Genomic DNA, 22,280 nt, shown 5'->3' with positions numbered 1-22,280 from the left:
TAGTCGTATGAAGAGCCCCCTGCTGTCCCTGCCCGGTGCGGTGCCCGCCGAGGGCGTGGACGAAGGCGTCGCCGCCCACTACGGCGACCTGTTCCGCGAGCAGCGCGCCCTCGCCGACGGCGCCGGTTTCGTCGACCTCTCCCACCGGGGCGTCGTCGCGGTCACCGGTGAGGACCGGCTGAGCTGGCTGCACCTGCTGCTCACCCAGCACGTCAGCGAGCTGCCCACCGGCGAGGCCACCGAGGCCCTGATCCTCTCCGCGCACGGCCACATCGAGCACGCGCTGTACCTGGTCGACGACGGCACCACGGTCTGGGCCCACGTCGAGCCCGGCACCCAGGAGGCGCTGATCGCCTACCTGGAGTCGATGAAGTTCTTCTACCGGGTCGAGGTCGCCGACCGCACCGCCGACTTCGCGGTCGTCCACCTCCCGGCCGGTTCCATCACGGAGGTCCCGGACGGCGTGGTCGTCCGCGAGACGGCGTACGGCCGCGACCTCTTCCTGCCCCGGGCGGAGCTGGAGTCCTTCGCCGCCAAGGCCGGCCCGCCCGCCGGGCTCCTCGCCCACGAGGCGCTGCGCGTCGAGCACCACCGGCCCCGGCTCGGCTTCGAGACCGACCACCGCACCATCCCGCACGAGCTGGGCTGGATCGGTACCGCCGTGCACCTGCAGAAGGGCTGCTACCGGGGCCAGGAGACGGTCGCCCGGGTGCAGAACCTCGGCAAGCCGCCGCGCCGCCTGGTCTTCCTGCACCTCGACGGCAGCGAGGTGCACCTGCCGCCGCCCGGCACCGAGATCCGCGTCGCCGACGAAGGCGAGGACGGCCGGAAGATCGGCTTCGTGACGACGTCCGTACGCCACTTCGAACTCGGCCCGGTGGCCCTGGCGTTGGTCAAGCGCAACGTCCCCGCCGACGCCCGGCTGGTCGCCGGGCAGACGGCGGCGGCACAGGAAGTGATCGTCGAGCCGTAGGACGACCGGGGAGCGGCGGGCTCACATCTCCAGCAGGACGGTGAACGGCCCGTCGTTCGTCAGCGACACCCGCATCTGCGCTCCGAACCGGCCGGTCGCCACGGTCGCCCCGAGTGCACGCAGCTGCGCGACGACCTCCTCCACGAGCGGCTCGGCGACCTCGCCGGGCGCCGCCGCGTTCCAGGTCGGCCGCCGCCCCTTGCGCGCGTCCCCGTACAGCGTGAACTGGCTGATCACGAGCAGCGGCGCGTCGACGTCACTGCACGACTTCTCGTCCGCCAGCATCCGAACGGACCAGAGTTTCCGGGCGAGTTGGGCCGCCTTCTCCTTCGTGTCCTCGTGGGTCACCCCCACCAGCACGCACAGCCCCTCGCCCTCGATCGCGCCCACCGTCTCGCCGTCCACGACGACACTGGCACCGTCCACCCGCTGAACCACCGCTCGCATGCCCACCATCATGCCCGGCGTCCACCCGGCCCCCACAGCGGGTCCATTATTGATCCTTAAGGCCCCATCTACGGCCGTTCGGGGGCACTCATTCACATAGCGGCCACTTGGGGTGGCACCATGCTTCCACACACCGGTCGAGGGGACGGTAGAGGCGTATGAGCACACCGAGTACCGGGCGACTGAAGGTGCAGGGCGCGCAGAGCGCGCCGAGCCTGCCCAGGCCGCCCGCACAGCGCGGCCAGGGCATCCCGCTGCCCCCGGAGCCGCCGGAGCACGACCTGACCCGCCTGAGCCTGCCCGAGCTGCGCGTCCTGCGCCGGGACGCTCAGCGCGACGAGGCGGACCTGAGCTACGTACGGCGGCTGCTCCAGGGCCGTATCGACATCCTGCGCGCGGAACTGGCCCGCCGCTCCCCGGCCGGCGCGGCCTCGGTGGTGGACCGCCTCCCGGAGATCCTCACGGACGCCCCGGCCCGCCACCGCCAGTCGGCCCGCCACGTCACCCTGGGCACCCCGCACAACGAGGAGTACGGCCGCCTCGCCGCCGAGATGCTGGCCGAGGTCGAACTCTCCGACCTCCAGGCCCGCACGGACCTGGAGCTGACCACGGCGATGGGCCGCCTGATCCGCTACGAACAGGAGGTGTCGAGGCGGCGGCAGCACCTGCAGCGCACGGCGGACGGTTCGAGCGCCGAGATCACCCGCAGATACCGCGAGGGCGAAGCCCAGGTCGACGACCTGCTGACGTGAGGCGAGGGCATCCCTCCAGGGGCGCGGGGCTGTATCGACGCGGCTCCGCCGCGTGGGCGCGACAAACCCCCACGCGGCCGCACCCGAAAATCACTCGGCACCCCCCTGTCGAACACCTACCGTGAACGCATGACCGACCCCGTCGAAGTCCGCCCCATAACCGAACCCGAGCTCGCCGACTGGCACCGCGCACTGAAGACCGGCTTCCTGCACCCGCCCACCCTCACGGAAGCCCAGCTCGAGGCCCGCCGCAGGCAGTTCGTACCCGGCAGACTCCTCGGCGCCTTCGACGGCCCCCGCTGCGTGGCCACGTTCCGCTCCTTCGCGCAGGAGCTCACGGCGGTCGGCGGAGCCCCGGTCCCCGCCGACGCCGTCTCGAACGTCACGGTCAGCCCCACCCACCGCCGGCGTGGCCTGCTCACCCGCATGATGAGCCAGGACCTCGCCGCGGCGAAGGACCGCGGCGACGTCGTCGCCACGCTGATCGCCGCGGAGTACCCGATCTACGGCCGCTACGGCTTCGGTCCGGCGACCACCCTGACCGAGTGGAAGATCGACGTCCCGCGCAGCGGCCTGGACCCGCGCTGGTCGCGCCCCGAGGGCGGCGGCCGGATCGACCTCGTCGACGGCGAGGACGTCCGCAAGCTCGGCCCGGAACTGCACGAACGGGTCCACCGAGCCACCCCGGGCGCGGTCAGCCGCAGCGACCTGTGGTGGCAGGTGAACACCGGGGCCGTCCGCTTCGACGAGGACTGGACCGAGCCGTTCTACGCGGTGTACCGGTCTCCGGCCGGCGAGGTCGAGGGCATGGTGTCGTACCGGTCGGACGACCACTGGCAGCACAAGCAGCCGTACAACACCGCGGAGGTCGACTGGCTGCTCGGTGCGACCCCGGCGGCGGAGCGCGCGCTGTGGCACTACCTGTGCTCGATCGACTGGATCACCTCGGTGACGAGCGGCCGGCGGTCACCGGACGACCTGCTGCCGCACCACCTTCCCGACCCGCGCGCCGCGCGGATCACCGACCAGGCGGACTGGCTGTGGGTGCGGATCCTGGACGTCGTACGGGCCCTGGAGGCACGGACGTACGACACGGCGGGGTCGCTGGTCCTGGCGGTGGCGGACCGGCAGGGGCTGGCCGGCGGCCGGTACCGGCTGGACGCCTCCCCCGAAGGCGCGTCCTGCGCCCCGACCACCGACACCCCGGACCTCACCCTCGACGTCGCCGACCTGGCGAGCGTCTGGCTCGGTGACCAGACCGTGTCGCGGCTGCACGCCCTCGGCCGGGTCCAGGAACAGCGAGTGGGCGCCGCCCGGGAGGCCGACGCCCTGCTGCGCACGTCCGGGCGGCCGTGGTGCCCGGACATCTTCTAGTCGTCCCCTTTCTGCCGACGACGGGTGCCTGAATCACCTTGTTCGGTTGTGTCTGTCTTCGGTTGTGACTGTGCGGCTCATCCGTAGCGAGCTGTGAAGTTGTGGCTGTGCGGGTCCTGCGGTGTTCGGTTGTCGGTGTTCAGTTGTGGCTGTGCTGGTCGTGCGCCTCGTCGGCCGTCCTGAGTGACCGGGCTCCCGGCTCCCCTCCGGAAGGGAACCCGGTCGGCCAACCGCCGAGGAAGTAGGACCATGTTGTACGAGTTGGTGACCAACTCAACTGTACTTATCTCCGCTTGGAAGCGACTCATAACCACCTTTCCGTGAACTGCCTAAAGATGGCGGGAAGTTGTAACGTTTGTCTGTGGACCCCGAACACGCCTCCGCCAATGGGCGGAAGAGGTCGCAGCGGCCTCTTGCGTCACACCGCGAGGTGGCCGACGCGCTGCGCACCCGGATCAGGTCCGGGGTGCTGCGGCCGGGTGAGCGCATGCCCACGCAGGCCAAGCTGGCCGACGAGTTCGGGGTCGAGCGCGGGGCCGTCCGGCAGGCCCTGCGCATCCTCCAGTCGGAGCACCTGCTCACGAACGTGACGAAGGGCAGCCCGGCGACCGTGGCCAGGGACACCGGCACGGTGGAGGTTCCCCTGGGGCCGGAGGCGCCGCCGTTGCCCACCATGGTCGGCCTCACGCCCCGGATAGAGGCGGCCTTCGCGGCCCGGCACGTGCGGATCGACGCGCTCTGCCTGACCTCGGTCTCCCTCAACCTCGCCCTCGGCGAGCCGTTGCGCTTCATCCACGCGGGGCTACTGGAACCGGCCAAGATCGACGTCCGGGTGCTGCTGCCGAGCCGGAGCATCGACCTCGCGTTCCCGACGGCGGTGGACGCCTCGGCGGAGGACGCGGTGCACAACCGCTGGCTGGCCCAGCGCAACGCGCAGGGCCAGGTGCTGCGGCACAACCTGCTGGCCCTGCGCGCGACCCACGGCATCGACGTGCACGTCACCTTCCGGGCGCTGCCCTTCACCCCTCCGGTCAAGCTGTACCTGCTCAACGGGGACGAGGCGCTGTTCGCCTACTACACGCTGGGGCGCCACGAACGGGAGATCGGCCACGAGCATCTGGAGACGTACGACGCCGTGGGCACCCGCTCGATGCTGTTCGCCTTCGAGCGGGGCACGGGCCTGCGGGACACCACGTTCGTCGACCAGTCCGTGCTCTGGTTCAACGCCCTGTGGCAGACGATCAGTTCGGATCTGGAGCTGTCGGGCTGACGCCTACAGGGCGGGGCCCGTGAGCACCAGGGCGAGCAGGACCGCGCCGGCGGAGCTGAACGCCGGGCTCTTGGCCCTGATCCCCACGGTGAGCAGCAGCAGACCGATAATGCCAGTGGCACCGTACGTCGACTGGACGAACTGTTCGAAACCGAGAACGAAGACGGCTGAGAGAAGAGCGAGGGCGGCGGGCATGTCGGTTCCCCCATCGTCGGGAAGCAAGCTTCCACCAACTCGGCCAAGTTGGTAACCAACTCTGACTGTGTTGTCCCCAGTTGGCTGTAACTTATAACCAATCTTCAAACAACTCCCCATAGATGGATCAAAGTTGTAGCGTTTGGTCGTGACCCAGGAGAACGTGGCAGTGAGCACCGGCAGCACACCTCAGGAGATCGCCCGGACCCTGCGGGAACGCATCCGCACGGGCGACCTCAAGGTGGGTGACCGCCTGCCCACCCAGGCGGAGCTGGCCGAGGAGTTCGGCGTGGAGCGCGGTGCCGTGCGCCAGGCCGTGCGGGTGCTCCAGGACGACGGCCTGCTGACCAACGTCAGCAAGGGCAGCCCGCCGCGCATCGCCGAGCCGCCGTCCCCGGCGCTCGACGAGCCCCAGCCGACGATGGTGGGCCTCGGGCCCCGCGTCACCGAGGCGTTCGCCGCTCCGCACGTCCGCATCGACGCGGCCTGCCTCACCGCCCAGAGCCTGCTGCCCGCGCTGGCCGAGCCGCTGCGGATGATCCACGAGGGCCGGATCCGCCCCGAGCGCATCGACGTCCGCGTGCTGCTGCCCAGCCGGGACATCCAGCTGGCCTTCCCGACCGCGGCGGTCGAGGGCGACGGCGACACCGTCCACAACCGCTGGCTCGGCATGCGCAACGCCCAGGGCCAGGTCCTCCAGTACAACCTCCAGGGCCTGCGCTCCACCCACAAGATCGACGTGCACGTCACCTTCCGGGCCCTGCCGTTCACCCCTCCGGTCAAGCTCTACCTGCTCAACGGGACCGAGGCCCTCTTCGCCTACTACATGGTCACCCGCCGCGAGGAGCAGACGGAGGCCGGCATGCTCGACATGTACGACGCCGTGGGCTCCGAGTCCCTGCTCTTCTCCTTCGAGAGACGGTCCGGCCATCGCGACGCCGCGTTCGTGGACCAATCGCAGTTGTGGTTCGACGCCCTCTGGGAAACCATCACCACGGACCTGACACTCTCCTAGTGACTTCTGATACGACGCAGACTGAACCGGTGACGGCCAACAACGAGAACGCGACCGAAGAACTCACGGAACTGATCAGAAGCGCTCGCGTCGTCCTGTGGGACTTCGACGGGCCGATCTGCCGCCTGTTCGCGGGCCACTCGGCGGAACGGGTCGCCGACGGCCTGGTGGCGTGGCTGGCGAGCCGAGGACTGCGCGGCCTGGTCACGGACACCGAGCGCGACTCCCTCGACCCGCACCTCGTGCTGCGCGCCGTGGACCGCCGGCATCCCGGCAGTGACCTGGTGACCGAGCTGGAGGAGCGGCTCACGAAGGAGGAACTGCGGGCCACGTCGACGGCGATGCCCACGAAGTACGCGGACGTCCTGATACAGACGTGGCGAGCGCTGGGCGCGCGGATGGCGGTGACCACCAACAACTCACCCCGGGTGGTCCGGGCCTACCTCGACGACCGCGCCCTCACCGCCTGCTTCGCCCCGCACATCTACGGCCGCACCCAGGACCTGCACCGCCTCAAACCCGACCCGCACTGCCTCAACCGCGCCCTCAGCGCGATGGGCGCCGCCCCCGACGCGGCCCTGATGATCGGCGACTCGCCCACGGACCTGGAGGCGGCACGCGGCGCCGGGGTCCCGTTCCTCGGCTACGCGCGTAACGAACGGAAGGCCAAGCTCCTGACCGAGGCGGGCGCGACCCACGTCGTCGGTTCCCTGAAACCCTTGCTGGCGATGGTGCGACCGTAGGCGTCGGCGCAACCCGGCAGCAGGGCAGGACAGTTGACCGGCGATTGTTTGCGAAGGCCCGCCCGGAGGTACGTACGGCGGGGTGACGAAGCGGGCGAACGACGGCAGGGGTGCGGTTCAGCGGGTCTCGGAGGAGCTCCGGCTCCGGCTCTCCGAGGGCGCCTACCCGCTGCACTCCTACCTCCCGTCGCAGGAGTCGCTCGCGACGGAGTTCCGGGTCTCCCGCGACACCGTGCAGCGGGCGCTGCGCGTCCTGCGCACCGAGGGCTGGATCGAGTCCCGGCAGGGCAAGGGGTCCCGGGTCGTACGGCGCCGGCACATCCGGTCCTCCGCGCCCCGGGCCACCCGCTCCCGCCACCCGATCACCCTGGGACCGCTCATCGGCGAGGCCTTCGAGCGCGAGGAAGTCGCCCTGGACATCGCGACGTTGACCTCGGAGAGCCTGGACGTCCACATCCGCGTCCAGGCCGAGCGGATCCGGGCCCGCATCATCGCACCCGCGCGGATCACCCTGCGCGTGATCCTTCCGGCCGACACGCCGGCCATGCCGTACCCCCGGAACAAGAGCGACCGGGACGATCCACGCCTGCCGCGGCGGCTGCACGCCATCACCCGGGCGCACACCGAATCCCTGCGCACGGTTCTGGAGCAGCTCCGTACCGAGAACCTGGTGCCGTCGGTCGACCTGCAGATCCGGCACACCGAACTCGCCCCGACGTTCAAGCTCTACGTCATCAACCACGACGAGGTCCTGCACGGCTTCTACGAGCCGATCCTGCGTACGGTGATCCTGGAGGACGGCGCCGAGGCGGAGGCCGTGGACGTGCTGGGTCTCGGGGCGACCCTCACCCACCACGTCCGGGACGCGGACCCGGACTCGGCCGGCTCGGCCTTCGTGGACAACGCGACCCGATGGTTCGAGTCCGTCTGGAACCTGCTCGCCTTCCAGCCGTAGCGGCAGCGTGATCCGGAAGGGGCTCCGCTGCGCTAGAGTGCGGAACCGCCTGAGCAACCGCTCGGTTGCGTGCGTATGAGGGGATGGCCCAAAGAGCCAGTCTCGGACGACCGCGCCAACGGGTGACCGTACATACGAGCGACCCTTCACTCGACAGGGTCACTCCGTCGCCCCTCCAGTCGTGTCGTGCGTCACCTGGCAATACCGTTTCCCTGCCCGATCCCCGCGACCAACGCGCGCGTACCACCCCCGGAGCGACCAGTGGGTGCACCGTCTGTCCCCGCCGGCGTCGCCGGGGGAGCACTCGGCAGGCCTCTGCCCGACGAGGAGTACGAGGCGTTCCTGGGCCATGCCGCGCAGTGGGGCCTGGCGAGCGGCGGCCACCACCACCAGAACTACGTGCTGCCGCTCACCGAGCCGATGGCCCGGCTGTTGGGCCGGCCACCCGGTACCGCCGTGACCGTCCGGGTGCGCAGGACCGACGCCCTCCCCGTGGTGATCCGGACGTGGGACGACGAGGCGCGGATCCTGCGGGCGATCACAGGCGTGCTGCCCCACGTGCCCGAGTGCCTCTTCGAGGGGAATCGCTTCACCATCCACAGCTATGTGGAAGGAGTCCCGCTCTCCAGCGTCTGCGAGAACGGCAAACCGGTCGACGCACTCCTGCTGAGGGAGACGGCGCAGCTCTTCGCCAGGATGACCCAGGTGCGCGGTACGGCACTGCCGCCGCTTCCGCCGACGTGGCCGCGGAACCACACGGACAGCCAGAGCTTCCTGCGGACGCTGGCCAGGACGGCGGACCTGCAGATCCGGCAGGCCAACGCTGCCGCGTACGGCTGGCTGTTCGCCGCCCTCGGCATCCCCGAGGACGCCCTGCTCCGCTTCGCCGAGCGCGTGCCGTGGATGGCCCGGCGCCCGTACGGCCTCCTCCACGGGGACCTGCACCGCGACAACCTCGTCGTCTCGCCGGACGGCGGCCCGCCGCTCACCTGCGTGGACTGGGAGCTGGCCACTTTCGGTGATCCGCTGCACGACCTGGCAGTCCATCTGGTCAGGATGGACTACCCGGCACAGCAGTGGGACGAGGTCGTCGACGCCTGGGCGGCGGCCGTGCGCGCGGTACGGCCGGCCGCCACGCACGGGGTGACCAAGGACCTTGGCCACTACGTGGACTTCGAGCGGGCCCAGTCCGTCTACCCGGACGTGATGCGGGCCGCGAAATCCCTGGAGGGGTCCTTCGACGAACAGAACCTCCGGTCGGCGACGGCGTCCATCGGCCGCGCCCTGCAGGCCGCCGCCGAACCGCTGCGGCTGCGCACGGTGCCCGGCGAACGGGAGATCGAGCACGTCCTGTTCCGCTGGGCGGTCTCCGCGACGGCCAGGGGAGCCGCGCAGCGCGGCCGGATCGGCGAGGTCATGGAATGGCGGCAGGACCGGCGGGTGCCCGAACACCCGGACTTCCCGCACTCGGCGGTGAGCGCGGCACTGTCGCTGGAGGCAACCGCACCGGCCCGCCATGTGTTCAAGGGCACCGCACACCTCAACTCGGTGATCCGGGTGCCGGGCATCGACTTCCCCGTGGTGATCCGCCGTAAGGTGCCGCACGCGTGTCGTCGTGAGCGCAGCTACCTCAGTGAGCATGCGGTGCTGCGGGCGATCGAGCGCTCCGGAGCCGCTGTGGCCGCCCCCCGGGTCCTGGCGCTGGGGGAGAGCCACTCCCGTCACCACCCCGCCTACTCGCGGGACCGCTTCGCCATTCACACCTATGAGGCCCCGGGTGGCGACACCGGGCGCAAACCCGACCACCCGGTGCACGGGCTCCGGCCGCAGGAGGCCGACGGGCTCGTCGACCAGCTGGCGGCGCTCACCGGGGTCGACCACACCCAGCTCGACCCCGCCTCCGGCGAACCCGACTTCTACCACTGGCTGAGCGAACAACTCGTCGCCCTGGTCGCCGGGCTCCCCAAGGAGTCCCAGCAACTCGCCCGCATCGTGGGCCTCCCCGACGCCGGACGGCTGCGGCAGATCCTCACCCGGCACCGCGTCAGCCGCCGGGCCCCGGCCCTGCTGCACGGCGACCTCAACCCCTGGAACCTGGTGCGCCGCGACGACGAGCTCGTACTGACCCTCATCGACTGGGAGATGGCCCTGGTCGGCGACCCGCTGTACGACCTGGTGCGGCACATGCACCTGACCCCGACCCGGCCGGAGATCCGCGACCGGATGTTCCGCCGCTGGGTGCGCAGGCTGGAGCCCGAGTTCACCCACGCCTGGCAACAGGACTGGCGGGTGTACCGCTGGATCGAGATCGTCCGCTCGGCCTACGTCGATCTCGACCGGCTGGTCACCGGAGCGAGCGTCGACGCTCCCAACGTCCGGCGGGCCCTGGACTCGTACGCCATGACGCTGGCGGCGGCCAAGGGATCCCTGGGCCTGCCCGGCCGGGCGACGGCGAACCACATCTTGCTCGCCCTCTGACCAAGGGGGAACATGAGTGCACCGAATACCGGTTTGCCGCGGGGGTGGGGGTTCACGGCTGAGACGCTTTCAGGAACGGGTCGAGTCGCTGGTGACCCGGGTCCTGCTGCTCGGCATCTTCGCCACGGGCCTCACGGCCCAGTTCGTGAAGCCCGTCGGTGACGCGCTGGAAGGCAAGGCCTACCTCGGCGGCGCCCTGCTGAGCCTCGTCGGTCACGTCCTCTACGACCAGGTGAAAGAGCTGACGTCGTCGGTCCGTTCCCCGGCCCGGGCGCCGGTGAACTCCAGCCAGCTGGGGAACTTCGTCACCGAGGCCTTCGAGGCCCGGAGGGTCGAGATCAGTTTCCTCGGCTACACGGGCGAGACGCTCTACCACTCCCTGCAGGCCTGTCTGGAGGACCTCTCCCGCCGCCCCGGAACCACCCGCAGGGTACTCGTCCGCATTCTCGTCCCGGACTTCGGACAGCCGATGACGGTTCCATCCACGGTGGGAGATCTCGACGCGCCTGTGGACGACCCCGACTTCCGCAAGCGCCTGGAGCGGCAGTGTTCCGAGTACGACGGCATACTCTCCCAGCTCGCGGCACGGCTCACGGCCGACGGCCGGGTGCGCGCCGAGTGTGAGTACCGCCTCTACCCCGGCATCCCGCGCGACAAGATCTGCATCTTCAACCGGCAGCAGGTGCTGCACGGTCTGTACGACCTGTCGGTGCGGATGCGGCTGCACGACAGAGGCGACGAGTACTACGACCCCAAGGGCTGTCGCACGGATCTGAACGTGTGGTCCCGCGACGGTGCCGCGGGGGCGGCCGTGGCGACCTGGACCCAGCACTTCGACGACCTGTGGCTGCTCGCCAAGCGGCCGCCCTGGCGCCAGGGGACCGCGGCATGACGTGCTCCCTGCGTAGGCTCGCCCCATGGGTGAGATGGGCCTGCGGGAGCTGAAGAAGCGGCGGATGTACGAGGACGTGTCGGACGTCGCCGTACGGCTGTTCCTGGCGAAGGGGTTCGATGCCGTGTCGGTCGCCGAGGTGGCCGCCGCCGCCGGGATCTCCAAACCGACCCTGTTCCGGTACTTCCCCGCCAAGGAGGACCTGGTCCTGCACCGGATCGCCGACCACGAGACGGAGGCCGCCCGGCTGGTCGCGGAGGCCTCCCGGGCCGGCGCCCGGTCCCCGGTCGGCGTCCTGCGCGACCGCTTCCTGTCCGGTCTCGCCCACAACGACCCGGTCACCGGCCTCAACGACCACCCCCAGGTGCTCGCCTTCCACACCCTCCTCAACAGCACCGCCACCCTCGTCGCCCGCCAGCACGCCTACCTGGAGCGTTCCGAGGCGGCGCTCGCCGAGGCCCTCGGCGGCACCCTGGACGCCCGGCTGGCCGCCGGCCAGATCATCGCCGTACAGCGGATCCTCGCGCAGGACAACTGGCGGCGGATCGTGGCGGGGGAGCGGGTGGAGGACGTACGGGAGGACGCGGTACGGGCGGCGGAGCGGGCGTTCGCGCGGCTGGAACGGGTGCTGGCCGTCGACGACTGAGCCCTGCTGAGTCTCGGTAAAAAATTTAACCCGGTTACGTTTCCTCGTCTACGCTGTCCCCATGCAGGAGGAACTCGACCGTGAACGCGCCTACCACGACACCTGCCGAGCCGCCCTCGCCCGGATGGTCGAGGGCGCCGCCGAGCACGTCGTCACCGGCGAGGACGTCTCCGCGTCCGGCGCCGACGCCGAGGTGCTCGGGTACCGGCTGCGCAGCCGCGCCAAGGAGATGCGCGAACTGCCCGAGGGCCCGCTGTTCTTCGGCAAGCTCGACTTCGAGGCGGGCGAGCACGCCGGGCAGAGCTACCGCATCGGCCGGCTGCGGATCAGCGAGGAACCGACCGCGCCGCCCCTTGTCGTCGACTGGCGCGCCCCCGTCTCCCGCGCCTTCTACCAGGCCGGCCCCGACGACCCGCAGGGCGTCGCGGTACGGCGCCGGTTCGGCTGGGCCCCCGGCAGCCGCGGCGACTCCGCCGACCTCACCGGGATGGAGGACGAACACCTCGGCAAGGGCGAGTCGGGCACCGGCACCCTCCTCACCCGGGAGATCGAACGCCCCCGCGTCGGCCCCATGCGCGACATCGCCGCCACCATCCAGCCCGACCAGGACGACCTGGTCCGCGCCGACCTCGCCGACTCCGTCTGCGTCCAGGGCGCCCCGGGCACCGGCAAGACCGCCGTCGGCCTGCACCGGGCCGCCTACCTCCTCTACACCCACCCCCAGCGCGTCCGCCGCTCCGGCCTGCTCATCCTCGGCCCGAACCGGACCTTCCTCTCCTACATCTCCGAGGTGCTGCCCGCCCTCGGCGAGACCGGAGTGCGCCAGACCACCCTCGGCGAGGAGATCGCCCGCCACCCGGCCACCGCCACCGACCCCGACCGCACCGCCGCGCTCAAGCACGACCCCCGGATGGCCGAGGTCCTGCGCCGCGCCGTGTACGCGCACGTCTCCACCGCGGGCATCGCCCCGCTGTCGCTCTCGGACGGCACCTACACCTGGCGGGTGGCCGCCGAGACGCTGGCCCGGATCGTCGAGGGGGTACGGGACGAGGAACCGCCGTACGCCGTCGGCCGCGAGCGGGTCAGGGGGCGCGCGATGCGGGAAGTACAGCTGCTGGCCGAACGCCGGGCGGGACCGCAGCCGCCCACCTGGACCCGGCGTCTGGAGCGCTCCCGGGCCATGAGCGCCTACCTCGACACCGTCTGGCCGAAGGTCCGGCCGGAGGAGGTGGTGGCCGGGCTCCTCTCGGACCCGGCGGTGCTGGCCCGCGCCGCCGACGGCGTGTTCACCCCCGCCGAACAGCGGCACCTCCACCGGCCCGGGCCGCCGCGCTCGTACCGGTCCGCCCGCTGGTCGGCCGCCGACCTGGTCCTCCTCGACGAGGTCGCCGGACTCGTGGCACACCCCGAGGGGTACGGCCACATCGTCGTCGACGAGGCCCAGGACCTGTCTCCCATGGAGTGCCGGGCGATCGCCCGCCGGGCCGCCTTCGGCTCCCTCACCGTCCTCGGCGACCTGGCCCAGGCCACGACCCCCTGGGCGGCGCGGAGCTGGGACACCGTGCTGCACCACCTGGGCAAGCCGGAGGCGAGGGTGGTCCCGCTCACCACGGGCTTCCGCGTCCCGGCGGCGGTCGTGGGGCTCACGAACCGGCTGCTGCGGCGGCTCGGCACGGACGTCCCGGAGGCCAGGTCGTTCCGCACGGACGGGGAGCTGACCCTGCGCCCCACGGACGACGTGCTCGCGACGACGGTGACCGCGGTACGGGACGCCCTGACCCGGGAGGGTTCGGTCGGCGTGATCGCGGCGGACGCGGAGGCGGCCGCCGTGCGCGAGGCCCTGACGTCGGCGGGCATCACCCCGGCGGACCCGGCCGACCCCGGCGCCAGGGTGACCGTCGTCCCGGCGGGTCTGGCCAAGGGCCTGGAGTACGACCACGTGGTGGCCGTGGAACCGGCGGCGGTGGCGGAGGGGGAGGAGCGGGGACCGCACCGGCTCTACGTGGTCCTGACCCGCGCGGTCTCCCGCCTGGACGTGGTCCACGCGAGACCGCTGCCCTTCTGAAACGGCGGTACGTTCAGCCGTACGGCTGACGAGCGGGAAGTCCCGACAAGCTCTTCCACCCCTAGCGGTTGACGCCCGGCTGCCACAGGACGTCCCCTCGGGCGATGTTGGCCTGCCGGGCGAGAATGAAGAGCAGGTCGGAGAGCCGGTTCAGATACTTCACCGTGTTGCTGTTCATGGTTTCCCCGTGGTCTTCCAGAGCGGCCCAGGTCGCGCGCTCGGCACGGCGCGCCACGGTTCGGGCCTGATGGAGGAAAGCGGCACCAGGCGTTCCACCAGGCAGAATGAAGCTGCGCAATTTTTCGAGACCCTCGTTGAACCGGTCGCACTGCTCTTCCAGAAACTCTATGTACGAGTCCTCCACACGGAGCGAGGCCGTGTCGCCCCCGGGTTCCGACAGAGGCGTACAGAGGTCCGCGCCTACGTCGAACAAGTCGTTCTGGATCCGCACCAGAAGAGTGGTGATCTCGTCGGAGAGGTCCCCTGCCGCGATGGCCACGCCGATCGCGGAGTTCGCCTCGTCCACGTCGGCGTAGGCCGCAAGCCTCTTGTCCAGCTTGCTCGTTCTGCTCATGTCACCAAGGGCGGTCGTGCCGTCGTCTCCCGTCTTCGTGTAGATACGGGTGAGGTTCACCATGGCTTCTCCAAGAGGTTCGAAGTGAAATGAACGGTTACGCGTGACGTGCGACCACCCTGAGCGCGAGTTCTCGTGCGTGGTCGGCTGCCGCCGGTCCGCGGCCAGGGTCGGGAGCCTCGGAAAGGAAGACGAGAGCCAGCATCAGTGCGGCGTCCAGTCGGCACACGGACAAGCACGGATCGCTGTCGGGCGGCACCGTTGCCGTCCTCGTGTATCCGCTGCGGATCGCTGCCATGTCGAGCTCGTTCTCGGGATACCGGGCGTACTCGACCAGGCGCCCGAACTCCAGCGAGGGGGATCCGAGCAGGGCGTTCGACCAGTCCAGCAGAGCGACAGCCTGCCCCTGCCTGCGCCGGATGTTGTCGCTGCGGACGTCGAGGTGGAGGAGGCTGTCCTCAGTGAGGCCGGCGAGTTGTTCGGCGATGAGGGACGCGTCCGGCGGTTCGGGCCAGTCGTCGACAAGGCGGCCGATCTCGGCCCAACGGCGCCCGATGCGTGCGGTGATCGCGCTCGCCGTGGGCACACTCTCCGACGCGACGAGCTTCAGTCGTGGCGGCGGCACCTGATGAAGTCGTGCGAGGAGCTGCCCGAGCGCGAAGGAGTCAAGATCCGACCCGTCGTCGGGGACGTATGCGGACAGCAGGACGTCAGGGGATGCCGGCTCGTCCGCCAGGACGAGCTCCTTGGCCTCGGCGACCGGCAGACCATGGGTGGCCAGATGCCTCGCGATCTCGTACTCCTGAAGGAGCAGTGCCCGGGTGTCCACGTGGGGGTCATTGGCGTTCGAGTCGAATCGCCGGTGCGCGAGACGTACCGCTACGGGCTGCCCGTTGCGCCCTTGCGCCCGGTAGACGGAGAATTCCAGTCCCTTGCCGACCAGTTCCAGGCTGCTCAAGCCCCACCGTTCGGCCAGACTGTCCAACTCGGTGAATCGCTCACTCATCATGTGCACCTTCGGGGGTCTTGCGGTCATCGGTGATTCTGCTGTCCTTCAGCAGGGTGAAAGCGATGGGCGGGCACATCACCAGTGTGACCGCGCCGCCGACCGCGAAGGCCGTCTGCGGTCCCGCCGACGTGCTCAGCCAGCCGAAGATCAGCGCACCGAGGGGCATCGTTCCCCAGGCGAACAACCGGTATACGCCGGTTGCCCGGCCGAGGAAGCGGTCCGGGATGAGTTCCTGCCGCAGGGAGACAGCCACGACGTTCCAGACCATGAGGCCGAACCCGGCGGCGCAGTATCCGATGGTGACCACGTACACGCTGTCGGTTGCTGCTACTGCCAGACCTCCGACCCCCATGAGGGCCAGGTTTCCGATCAGGGTGGGGACCCGGCCTATCGCTCCGGTCATACGGCTCGCCGCCACACTGCCGACTACGCCCCCGGCAGCTCCGGCGGCCAGCAATGCCCCGTATGCGGCGTCCGGAAGCTCCAGCACGTCGCGCACCAGGATGACGAAGACGGCGATCTGTCCGAGGTATACGGCGTTGATGACGCCCGCGGAGAGAGTCAGGGCGCGAAGCAGAGGGTCACGGAGCACGTGGACCAGGCCCTCGCGGATCTCGGTCAGGAGCCGAGGCCTGACCGTGGACCGCTCGGGCCGCGGCCCGCGAACGCCGGTCAGCAGCGCTGCAGACATCAGGAAGGAGAGTGCGTCGAGCAGGAGCGGAATCGCCCTGCCCACCACGAAGAGCACGCCGCCGAGCACATGTCCCAGCAGATCGCGGCTCACGGTCTGGACCGCGAAGAGTCGGCCGTTCGCCGCCTCCAGCTTCTCTTTGGGCACGATGCCCGGCAGCAGCGCGAAGGACGCGCAGTCGAACAGTACCTCCCCGACCCCCAGCATGAACGCCGCGGTCATCAGGGGCCACAACGTCAGCCAGCCGCACGTAAGCAGCACCACGGTGACGATCAGCGTCAGGGCGCGCAGCAGGTCGGCGATGACCATCAGGCGACCGCGCTCGAACCGGTCGGCATACGCCCCTGCCGGCAGGCCGAACAGCAGCCAGGGCACCGTCGTGGCCGCGGTGACCGCGGACACCTGGAACGCGTCGTGCAGCAGCGCGGCGGACAGCAACGGAAGGGCGGCGAAACGCATGCCGTCGCCGACCGCCGACGCGCTCGCGGCACCGATCACCCGGTGATAGCCGGAACTGAAGCGAACGGTGGTGTGTGCGCTCACCTCGGGCTCTCCGGTGAGAACACGGCACACCGCAGCTCGCTGGTGTAGCGATGTCCGTGCACGCTCAGCCAGCGTTGGTCGGGCGTGGGCAACATTTCGGAGATCTCCAGTGTGCCGTCCTTCCGCGCGGCCAGTCGGCACAACTGCCGTACCAGGAGCGGAGCCTGCCAGTCGACGTAGATCGGCTTCGGCTCACCAGGAACCTTGACGAAGACGTGCCGGGGCAGGCCGAGCTCGGAGCGCAATCGGCAGGCCGCGACGAACTCCGCGGCTTCCTCCCCGCCCGTCGGTCCCACGAGGCCGTCAAAGGCGGCCGCACCACGCAGGCGGGCGGCGGGGACCCGCCAGGTCTCGCGTTGCAGGACGACACGGCCGCAGCGGATACGGGGGATGTGCTCCAGTGCGGGGGCGTCCAGTCCCGCCCCGCCGAAGTGACGTGGGAAAGCGAACGGGGAGAGCGGGTCCTGGCGGATGCTCGGTCCGCCGGCCGGGGGTGCCATGAGTCGTAGCCTTCCCGCGACACCGTGGGCGCGCAGCTCCAGCCGTCCGTCACGGAGCACGACGTACAGCTGGGAGGGCTGCACCACCCGGTCGCGCGACTGCCCGGAACGGCCGTAGACCTCCAGGTCGTAGCAGGGGTAGACGAGCTGCGTCGACGACTTGTCCGGGTGGCCCCGTGACAGGTTGGCGAGGACCTCACCGTCGTCGAGCAGGGACAGGTAGCCCTCGTAGACCTCTGGCAGCAGCTCCGGGGCGCGTTCCTGGATCAAGGGGCCGAAGCTGGTGTGAGTGATGACCTCCCGGACGGCGTGGCAGTCTCCGATCACCGCGGTGAACCGGCCCTCGCGCAGGTCCTGACGGCTTGTGGCAGCGAACAGCACGTCCGGATCAACGACTGCCGCAGGCGTACGGGGATGGGCAGCGAGGATCGCCTCCATCCGGTCCCTTTCCACGACGACCTCCGGCCGGTCCGCACCCCCCTCCCCCAGCAGGGCGTCGGTGATCAAACGGTCGAGCGCCGCCAGCTCGGCCTCAACGGCGGCGCACTCCTCCTCGATGGCGTGCCGGTCCCGGAAGAACTCCGAGTAGAGGCGGTCCAGGGGGACCTCGACACCGGCGCCGAAGCGCTCCGCCACCCATCGCGTGAGGATGGCGAGCTCACGCCGCATGCGCAGCCGTGGACGCGCGAGCACGGTCTCGTACACGATCGACAGTTCGTCCGTGATGAAGCGGGCGATGTCCGGGCCGATGGTCAGGCCGGCCAGCTCGCCGTGGGCCTCCTCGAACAGGATGCTCCGGTCGGCGTAGTGCAGGCCGCTGTTGCGGTTTGCGCCGGTTCCCGTCAGCTTCTCGAACCTGGCTTTGGTCGCGGTCAGTGCGGCCGGGCGCTCGGCGAGGGACAGCTTCGCGAAGCAGGCCAGGTCCTCCTCGAAGTGACCGATAGCCGAGAGTATCGGTGCGGCCTGTTCCGGTGGAGCGGAGAGCAGCTGTCGGCGCAGGGCTGCCAGGGGCTCATGGTCGCCAACGGGGATCTCGAACTCGGCCACCACCCATTCACGCGCGACCAGCTCCTTCAGCACCTGGTCGAAGGGGACGGGGGTGCGGGAACCGAACTCGGTGTCCCACTCCGAGCGCAGGTCGCGAAGCGTTCGTTCCCCGTCGCAACGCTGCCACAGCCACGCCTCGTGCGCTGCCACCTCCCTGCCTCCGAGGTGCTGGAAGTTCCAGTCGGTGTCCAGCCCGTCCCGGGTGGTGAACGCGTAAAGGTCGATCCGGCCGTCGCGCAGGAAGGACAGCGGGCGCCTGCGAGGACGTACGAAGTCAAACAGGCCGGGGACCGCCGCGGCGCTCTGGGCGAGCTTCTCCGCCGCCCAGTGGCTGAAGAGCGTCCGGCGCTCCATCTCCCCCTCCGAGGCCCATGCGATGCCCGGCACGTCCCCGACCCGGCCCACGGTGAACGGTCCGAAGTGGGAGTGGGTCTCGTTCTTCGTCGTCACCCGCTGGAGGTACATCGTGAGCAGGTCGGTCATTCTTCGGGTGTGCCGACCCATGTCCCCCTGGAAGGTGTCGAGCCATGCGGCGAACTCCGGATACGCAGCGTCGTTCGACAGCAGTAGCACGTGCCGCAGGCGCTCGTCGCGGAACGCCTCAGCCACGGCGGTTCTCGCCCGGTCCAGGCGGGTTCGGTGCCGGGCGGTAAAGGCCATCTGTTCCCTGGCGAACTCCTCCGCGGACCCCTGGTAGGCGTGCAGGGTGCGCGCCGCCTCGTCGGGCAGCGCCGCGGTGGCACGCCGCAGTTCACGGCCGGGCAGCGGTCGTAGCTGGCCCACGCGCGACGCCGACTGCGGGCACCCGGGGACCGGGTGCTGCCGCAGCACCGGCTTGAGTTCCCGCGACAGCGAAGTCAGCCTGCTCCTGCTCTCCAGGAGAGCGTGGGCCTCATCGACGGAGGCGGTGTCCACAAGGGGGGTGAGCGCCTCCATCGGAAAGCCGGCCTGCCGGAGCACGACGATCGGTACAAGCCTCCACGCCCCGCCCGGGACGGGATTCGTGGTGGTCTGGGAGTCGTTGACGCTGGTCACAGCCCTGCCTCGGTACTCGTGCGGACGGGACGACGGTCGTGCAGCGCGTCGATGACGGCCAGGGGATCCGCGGGGAGAGCGGGCAGCAGGCCAGGCCGCGGCGCCCAGGGCTTGACCCGCACCCCGTGGTAGTCGGACCCGGCGGTCGCGACGAGGCCGAGCATGTCGCACACATCGGCGAGGTGGGCGCTGTCAGCCGGCGTGTGCCAGCTCGTCCACACTTCGAGCCCCGCCAGTCCGGCTTCCCGCAGTGGCTCCAGCAGTTCCACGCACTCGGAACCGTCCAGGCCTGTCACGAACGTGCTGGGGTGTGCGAGGACGGCGACACCACCCGCCTCCTCGATCCATGACAGGACGTCGACCACCTCGGGCTTCTCCGGATGCTCCACATGGAGCGGCCGACCGGGACGACACCAGTCGGCCACGAGTCGGCCGTACTCCTCTGTCGTGTAGTCGGCGAACCTCGGGTCACCGTGCGCCGCCTCCAGCAGCAGGGCGAGATAGTCGCCCACATAGGCCACACGGTGGCCGCCGAGTTGTCGCACCACATCGTCCCAGGTGAGCGGCACTCCTATGGCCTGCGCGCGGTCGGTCCAGGTGCGCCACCACACCAGTTCGGCGTCGTGGACACCACCGATCCGTTCCTGGAACCGCGGGTCATGGGGGTCGACGAAGTAGGCCAGGCAGTGGGTCTCCTCGCCACGCCAGGTGGCGGTGACCTCGCAAGCGGGTATCACGGTGAGGCGTCCGCCGACGGCCTGCTCGAACGCGGCGATGCCGGCCACGGTGTTGTGGTCAGTCACGGCGGCCACGCGCAGCCCGGCGTCGACACAGCGCCGTGCCAGCTCTGCCGGAGCCTCGTCCCCGTCGGAGTGCCGAGTGTGCAGGTGCAGGTCGACCGGGGTGGCGAGAGTGGCGGACGCCCCCCGCATCAATGCGCTCCGGGCAGCGAACGCCGCCAGGACGCGGCCAGCCATCGCTCGTACTCGGGGCCGGACGGGGTGTCCATGACCAGGCACAGTGGCTCGATGATCCGTCCTGGACCGCCGGCCAGGCCGCCGTGGAGCATGGTGAGGTTATGGCCGAACAACAGGTCGCAGTGCTCACCCGGTGCGAGTACTTCCCAGCGGCGTCGGAACTGCGCCCAGGTCAGACCGGTGGCCATGAGTACCTGGTGGCAGAAGAGACGTGCCGCCTCGCCCTCACACTCGCCGCAGGCACAGCGCTGGGCCAGCGGCACGGCGGCGGGGTAGCGAACCCGTTCCTCCTTCGTCAGCACGGCCTCGCTGTGATGGAAGGACAGGCCATGCCAAAGGGGCTCCTCCAGACCGAGCATGGCTCCGAACGACGGATAGGCGCAGCCGTGCTCCGGCTGACGCTCGAGCCCCCGGCGCAGGTTGCCACCGATCCAGCGTGCCGCAGTGGCCGGCCGGTCGTCTCCGGCTTCGACGTCACGCCGGTCGAGCACGTCGTCGATGACGCCGAGCCAGTCGTAGTACGTTGTGACGCTCAGTCCTTCTCCCACGTCGGGGAGAAAGATGCCCTGGTACATCTTGTGCGCGGGAGTAGTGGTGTAGCCGGAGCTGCCGAACTCCCGCCAGGCGGGATCCCAGTCGGGCGCGTCCTGGAGACTGGGCGTCAGATAGGAGCAGTGCTGTCCGTCGTGGTGGGGCAGCAGGGTCCGGGTGGAGAAGCCCTCGGGTACGTACGTCTGCTGTGGCCGGTCGATCTCCAGCCGCATCTCCGCGGGGGCGCCACGGGCGATCAGCGCGGCGCGGATCCGTTCGGCCAGGGCTGTCGACAGCCGACGGCTCTCCTCGACGCCCAGCCTCAGGCGGCCGATACGGAACACCGCGAAGCCGACCCGGTGGATGACGTCGACGGACGCGGTGGCCAAGTCGTCCAGTGCCTGCTCGCGCCGGTCCTGAGGCCCGGAGACGAGACCGGTGCAGTCGAACCGAGCCTCGGTGGGGGTGAATTTCACTGGTGCTCCAGGGGTTCGTCGGAGGTGCTGGCGGACCAGGGCCCGAGCTCGGACGGAACGCACTCGGTGCGGAAGAGGAACTCGAAGAGCAGGCGTGCCGCGATCTGCGCTGTGCCGCCGGACGGGTCGTAGCGGGGGGCGACCTCCGCCATGTCGACAGCGCCGACGGGAAGCGCGCGGAGCTCCTCGTAGACGTCGAGGAGGTCTCCGGTGCTGATGCCGCCCATGGTCACATGGCCGGTGCCGGTCGCCGAGGCGCTGTCGAGCACGTCGATGTCGAGCGAGACGTAAACCGTGTCGCATCGCGAGCCGAGTTCGTCGATGAGGGGGCGCAGTGCGGCGGCGGCACCGTCTCTGACGATCTGGGAGCCTGGCACGACGTGGAAGCCACTGTCGATCAGACCTCGGTACTGGTCGTACTTGGTCACGTCGCCGACGCCCACGAAGGCCATGTCCTCCGGACGCATCTGAGGGATCTCGCTGATCCTGCGGGAGTTGGAGCCGTGGTACAGAGGCCCGTGCAGCGTGCTCCAGTTGCCGAAGTCGAAGTGGTGGTCGATGTTGATGAACCCCACGCGGCCCGCTCCGCGGTCGAGCCGCCCGGCACGGAAACCGGCGAACGTGGGGAAGGTGCACGAGTGGTCACCGTTGAGGAAGATCAGACGCGGCGCGGACTGGCTCAGCCGGCGGCTCTCCGCCGCGACGGCCTGGAACGTCCGCACGGTGTCCGTGGGGTAGATGTGGAGGTCGCCGGCGTCCGCGACCTGGGGGGCGCGGTAGCGGAAGGCCTGGCCGGTGCGGGTGTCCAGCATCCGCCACTGGCCCAGACTGGTCAGATAGCTGGAGAAGACCAGGCTTGCCTGGCGGATGGCCCGGGGCCCTTCCGCGGCTCCCGGCCGGGAGCTGGCGGTGGCGTCGAAAGGAACGCCGGACACCACCCAGCCGTCCTCTCCCACGTCCACCTGGTCGGCGCGAGTGGTGGGGGTACCGAAGAGCGTCGCGACGCCGGCCCATCCCGGCAGCGGGTCCTGCTCGAAGTCCTCGGCCTTGACGCTGTTCTGCAGTGCTTCGAAGTCGGGGAGCTCGGTCATG

General features: G+C 70.3%; 20 protein-coding genes. 11 read left to right on the top strand and 9 right to left on the bottom strand.

Features of this window, described 5'->3' with window-relative positions; genetic code table 11:
• Nucleotides 1-7 precede the first annotated feature (7 nt).
• A complete protein-coding gene (gene ygfZ, locus ACZ3KP_RS16655) occupies nt 8-973 on the top strand; it encodes a CAF17-like 4Fe-4S cluster assembly/insertion protein YgfZ (RefSeq protein ID WP_467500146.1) in 966 nt (321 codons plus the stop codon).
• A 21-nt stretch (nt 974-994) separates the two neighbouring features.
• Here the strand turns inward: ygfZ and dtd are convergent, their stop codons facing one another.
• A complete protein-coding gene (gene dtd / locus ACZ3KP_RS16650; protein WP_358974618.1) occupies nt 995-1,420 on the bottom strand; it encodes a D-aminoacyl-tRNA deacylase in 426 nt (141 codons plus the stop codon).
• A gap of 158 nt (nt 1,421-1,578) precedes the next feature.
• Here dtd and ACZ3KP_RS16645 point away from each other — a divergent pair, with 158 nt between their 5' ends.
• The 3 genes from ACZ3KP_RS16645 (at nt 1,579) to ACZ3KP_RS16635 (ending at nt 4,816) form a co-directional block, all read left to right on the top strand.
• A complete protein-coding gene (locus ACZ3KP_RS16645) occupies nt 1,579-2,172 on the top strand; it encodes an RsiG family protein (RefSeq protein WP_467500143.1) in 594 nt (197 codons plus the stop codon).
• Between the two features lie 129 nt (nt 2,173-2,301).
• Entirely contained in the window at nt 2,302-3,546 is a 1,245-nt protein-coding gene (locus ACZ3KP_RS16640; RefSeq protein ID WP_467500141.1) for a GNAT family N-acetyltransferase, read from the top strand.
• A 355-nt stretch (nt 3,547-3,901) separates the two neighbouring features.
• On the top strand, nt 3,902-4,816 hold the full coding sequence (locus ACZ3KP_RS16635) for a winged helix-turn-helix domain-containing protein (RefSeq protein WP_467500139.1): 915 nt from the start codon (nt 3,902-3,904) through the stop codon (nt 4,814-4,816).
• A 3-nt stretch (nt 4,817-4,819) separates the two neighbouring features.
• Here ACZ3KP_RS16635 and ACZ3KP_RS16630 read toward each other — a convergent pair whose 3' ends face one another.
• Entirely contained in the window at nt 4,820-5,011 is a 192-nt protein-coding gene (locus ACZ3KP_RS16630) for a hypothetical protein (protein WP_132892071.1), read from the bottom strand.
• Nucleotides 5,012-5,153: 142 nt separating this feature from the next.
• Here ACZ3KP_RS16630 and ACZ3KP_RS16625 point away from each other — a divergent pair, with 142 nt between their 5' ends.
• The 7 genes from ACZ3KP_RS16625 (at nt 5,154) to ACZ3KP_RS16595 (ending at nt 13,805) form a co-directional block, all read left to right on the top strand.
• Nucleotides 5,154-6,026 carry a FadR/GntR family transcriptional regulator gene (locus tag ACZ3KP_RS16625; protein WP_467500136.1) on the top strand — a complete coding sequence of 291 codons (873 nt, stop codon included), beginning with the start codon at nt 5,154-5,156 and terminating at the stop codon, nt 6,024-6,026.
• A gap of 29 nt (nt 6,027-6,055) precedes the next feature.
• Nucleotides 6,056-6,769, top strand: a complete 714-nt coding sequence (locus tag ACZ3KP_RS16620) for an HAD family hydrolase (protein ID WP_358974587.1) — start codon at nt 6,056-6,058, stop codon at nt 6,767-6,769.
• Nucleotides 6,770-6,851: 82 nt separating this feature from the next.
• Nucleotides 6,852-7,724, top strand: coding sequence for a winged helix-turn-helix domain-containing protein (locus tag ACZ3KP_RS16615; RefSeq protein ID WP_467500134.1), 873 nt, complete (start codon nt 6,852-6,854; stop codon nt 7,722-7,724).
• A 261-nt stretch (nt 7,725-7,985) separates the two neighbouring features.
• The gene (locus ACZ3KP_RS16610; protein WP_467500132.1) at nt 7,986-10,202 is read left to right on the top strand and encodes a phosphotransferase family protein; all 2,217 of its coding nucleotides are present in this window, start codon (nt 7,986-7,988) and stop codon (nt 10,200-10,202) included.
• A 91-nt stretch (nt 10,203-10,293) separates the two neighbouring features.
• The gene (locus ACZ3KP_RS16605; RefSeq protein WP_467500130.1) at nt 10,294-11,094 is read left to right on the top strand and encodes a hypothetical protein; all 801 of its coding nucleotides are present in this window, start codon (nt 10,294-10,296) and stop codon (nt 11,092-11,094) included.
• A 25-nt stretch (nt 11,095-11,119) separates the two neighbouring features.
• On the top strand, nt 11,120-11,740 hold the full coding sequence (locus ACZ3KP_RS16600) for a TetR/AcrR family transcriptional regulator (protein ID WP_467500128.1): 621 nt from the start codon (nt 11,120-11,122) through the stop codon (nt 11,738-11,740).
• 61 nt (nt 11,741-11,801) lie between these two features.
• Entirely contained in the window at nt 11,802-13,805 is a 2,004-nt protein-coding gene (locus ACZ3KP_RS16595; RefSeq protein WP_467500126.1) for a HelD family protein, read from the top strand.
• A 61-nt stretch (nt 13,806-13,866) separates the two neighbouring features.
• On the opposite strand, the gene ACZ3KP_RS16590 is transcribed toward ACZ3KP_RS16595, so the two are convergent.
• From ACZ3KP_RS16590 to ACZ3KP_RS16560, 7 genes are read right to left on the bottom strand one after another with little or no spacing between them, the layout of a single operon-like run.
• Nucleotides 13,867-14,442, bottom strand: a complete 576-nt coding sequence (locus tag ACZ3KP_RS16590) for a cob(I)yrinic acid a,c-diamide adenosyltransferase (protein ID WP_467500124.1) — start codon at nt 14,440-14,442, stop codon at nt 13,867-13,869.
• A gap of 34 nt (nt 14,443-14,476) precedes the next feature.
• The gene (locus ACZ3KP_RS16585; protein WP_467500122.1) at nt 14,477-15,385 is read right to left on the bottom strand and encodes a phosphotransferase family protein; all 909 of its coding nucleotides are present in this window, start codon (nt 15,383-15,385) and stop codon (nt 14,477-14,479) included.
• Complete coding sequence (locus ACZ3KP_RS16580; protein WP_467500120.1) at nt 15,378-16,622, bottom strand: MFS transporter; 1,245 nt, start codon at nt 16,620-16,622, stop codon at nt 15,378-15,380. Before ACZ3KP_RS16580 ends, ACZ3KP_RS16585 begins: the two co-directional genes overlap by 8 nt.
• Nucleotides 16,619-19,204: a lantibiotic dehydratase gene (locus ACZ3KP_RS16575; RefSeq protein WP_467500118.1), complete on the bottom strand. Its 2,586-nt coding sequence runs from the start codon at nt 19,202-19,204 to the stop codon at nt 16,619-16,621. The genes ACZ3KP_RS16580 and ACZ3KP_RS16575 overlap by 4 nt, the downstream gene beginning before the upstream one ends.
• Complete coding sequence (locus ACZ3KP_RS16570; protein WP_467500116.1) at nt 19,201-20,136, bottom strand: PHP domain-containing protein; 936 nt, start codon at nt 20,134-20,136, stop codon at nt 19,201-19,203. The genes ACZ3KP_RS16575 and ACZ3KP_RS16570 overlap by 4 nt, the downstream gene beginning before the upstream one ends.
• A complete protein-coding gene (locus ACZ3KP_RS16565) occupies nt 20,136-21,188 on the bottom strand; it encodes a hypothetical protein (protein ID WP_467500114.1) in 1,053 nt (350 codons plus the stop codon). Before ACZ3KP_RS16565 ends, ACZ3KP_RS16570 begins: the two co-directional genes overlap by 1 nt.
• Nucleotides 21,185-22,279, bottom strand: a complete 1,095-nt coding sequence (locus ACZ3KP_RS16560) for an arginase family protein (protein ID WP_467500112.1) — start codon at nt 22,277-22,279, stop codon at nt 21,185-21,187. The genes ACZ3KP_RS16565 and ACZ3KP_RS16560 overlap by 4 nt, the downstream gene beginning before the upstream one ends.
• Nucleotide 22,280: the final 1 nt, after the last annotated feature.

The organism is Streptomyces sp. NPDC020958 (assembly GCF_055562175.1).
This window is presented reverse-complemented; position numbering and strand designations above follow the sequence as displayed.

Coding starts and splice junctions, on each gene's coding strand:
- ygfZ (WP_467500146.1), top strand. CDS start 8: ATGAAGAGCCCCCTGCTGTCCCTGCCCGGTGCGGTGCCCGCCGAGGGC.
- dtd (WP_358974618.1), bottom strand. CDS start 1,420: ATGCGAGCGGTGGTTCAGCGGGTGGACGGTGCCAGTGTCGTCGTGGAC.
- ACZ3KP_RS16645 (WP_467500143.1), top strand. CDS start 1,579: ATGAGCACACCGAGTACCGGGCGACTGAAGGTGCAGGGCGCGCAGAGC.
- ACZ3KP_RS16640 (WP_467500141.1), top strand. CDS start 2,302: ATGACCGACCCCGTCGAAGTCCGCCCCATAACCGAACCCGAGCTCGCC.
- ACZ3KP_RS16630 (WP_132892071.1), bottom strand. CDS start 5,011: ATGCCCGCCGCCCTCGCTCTTCTCTCAGCCGTCTTCGTTCTCGGTTTC.
- ACZ3KP_RS16600 (WP_467500128.1), top strand. CDS start 11,120: ATGGGTGAGATGGGCCTGCGGGAGCTGAAGAAGCGGCGGATGTACGAG.
- ACZ3KP_RS16595 (WP_467500126.1), top strand. CDS start 11,802: ATGCAGGAGGAACTCGACCGTGAACGCGCCTACCACGACACCTGCCGA.
- ACZ3KP_RS16590 (WP_467500124.1), bottom strand. CDS start 14,442: ATGGTGAACCTCACCCGTATCTACACGAAGACGGGAGACGACGGCACG.
- ACZ3KP_RS16585 (WP_467500122.1), bottom strand. CDS start 15,385: ATGAGTGAGCGATTCACCGAGTTGGACAGTCTGGCCGAACGGTGGGGC.
- ACZ3KP_RS16570 (WP_467500116.1), bottom strand. CDS start 20,136: ATGCGGGGGGCGTCCGCCACTCTCGCCACCCCGGTCGACCTGCACCTG.
- ACZ3KP_RS16560 (WP_467500112.1), bottom strand. CDS start 22,279: ATGACCGAGCTCCCCGACTTCGAAGCACTGCAGAACAGCGTCAAGGCC.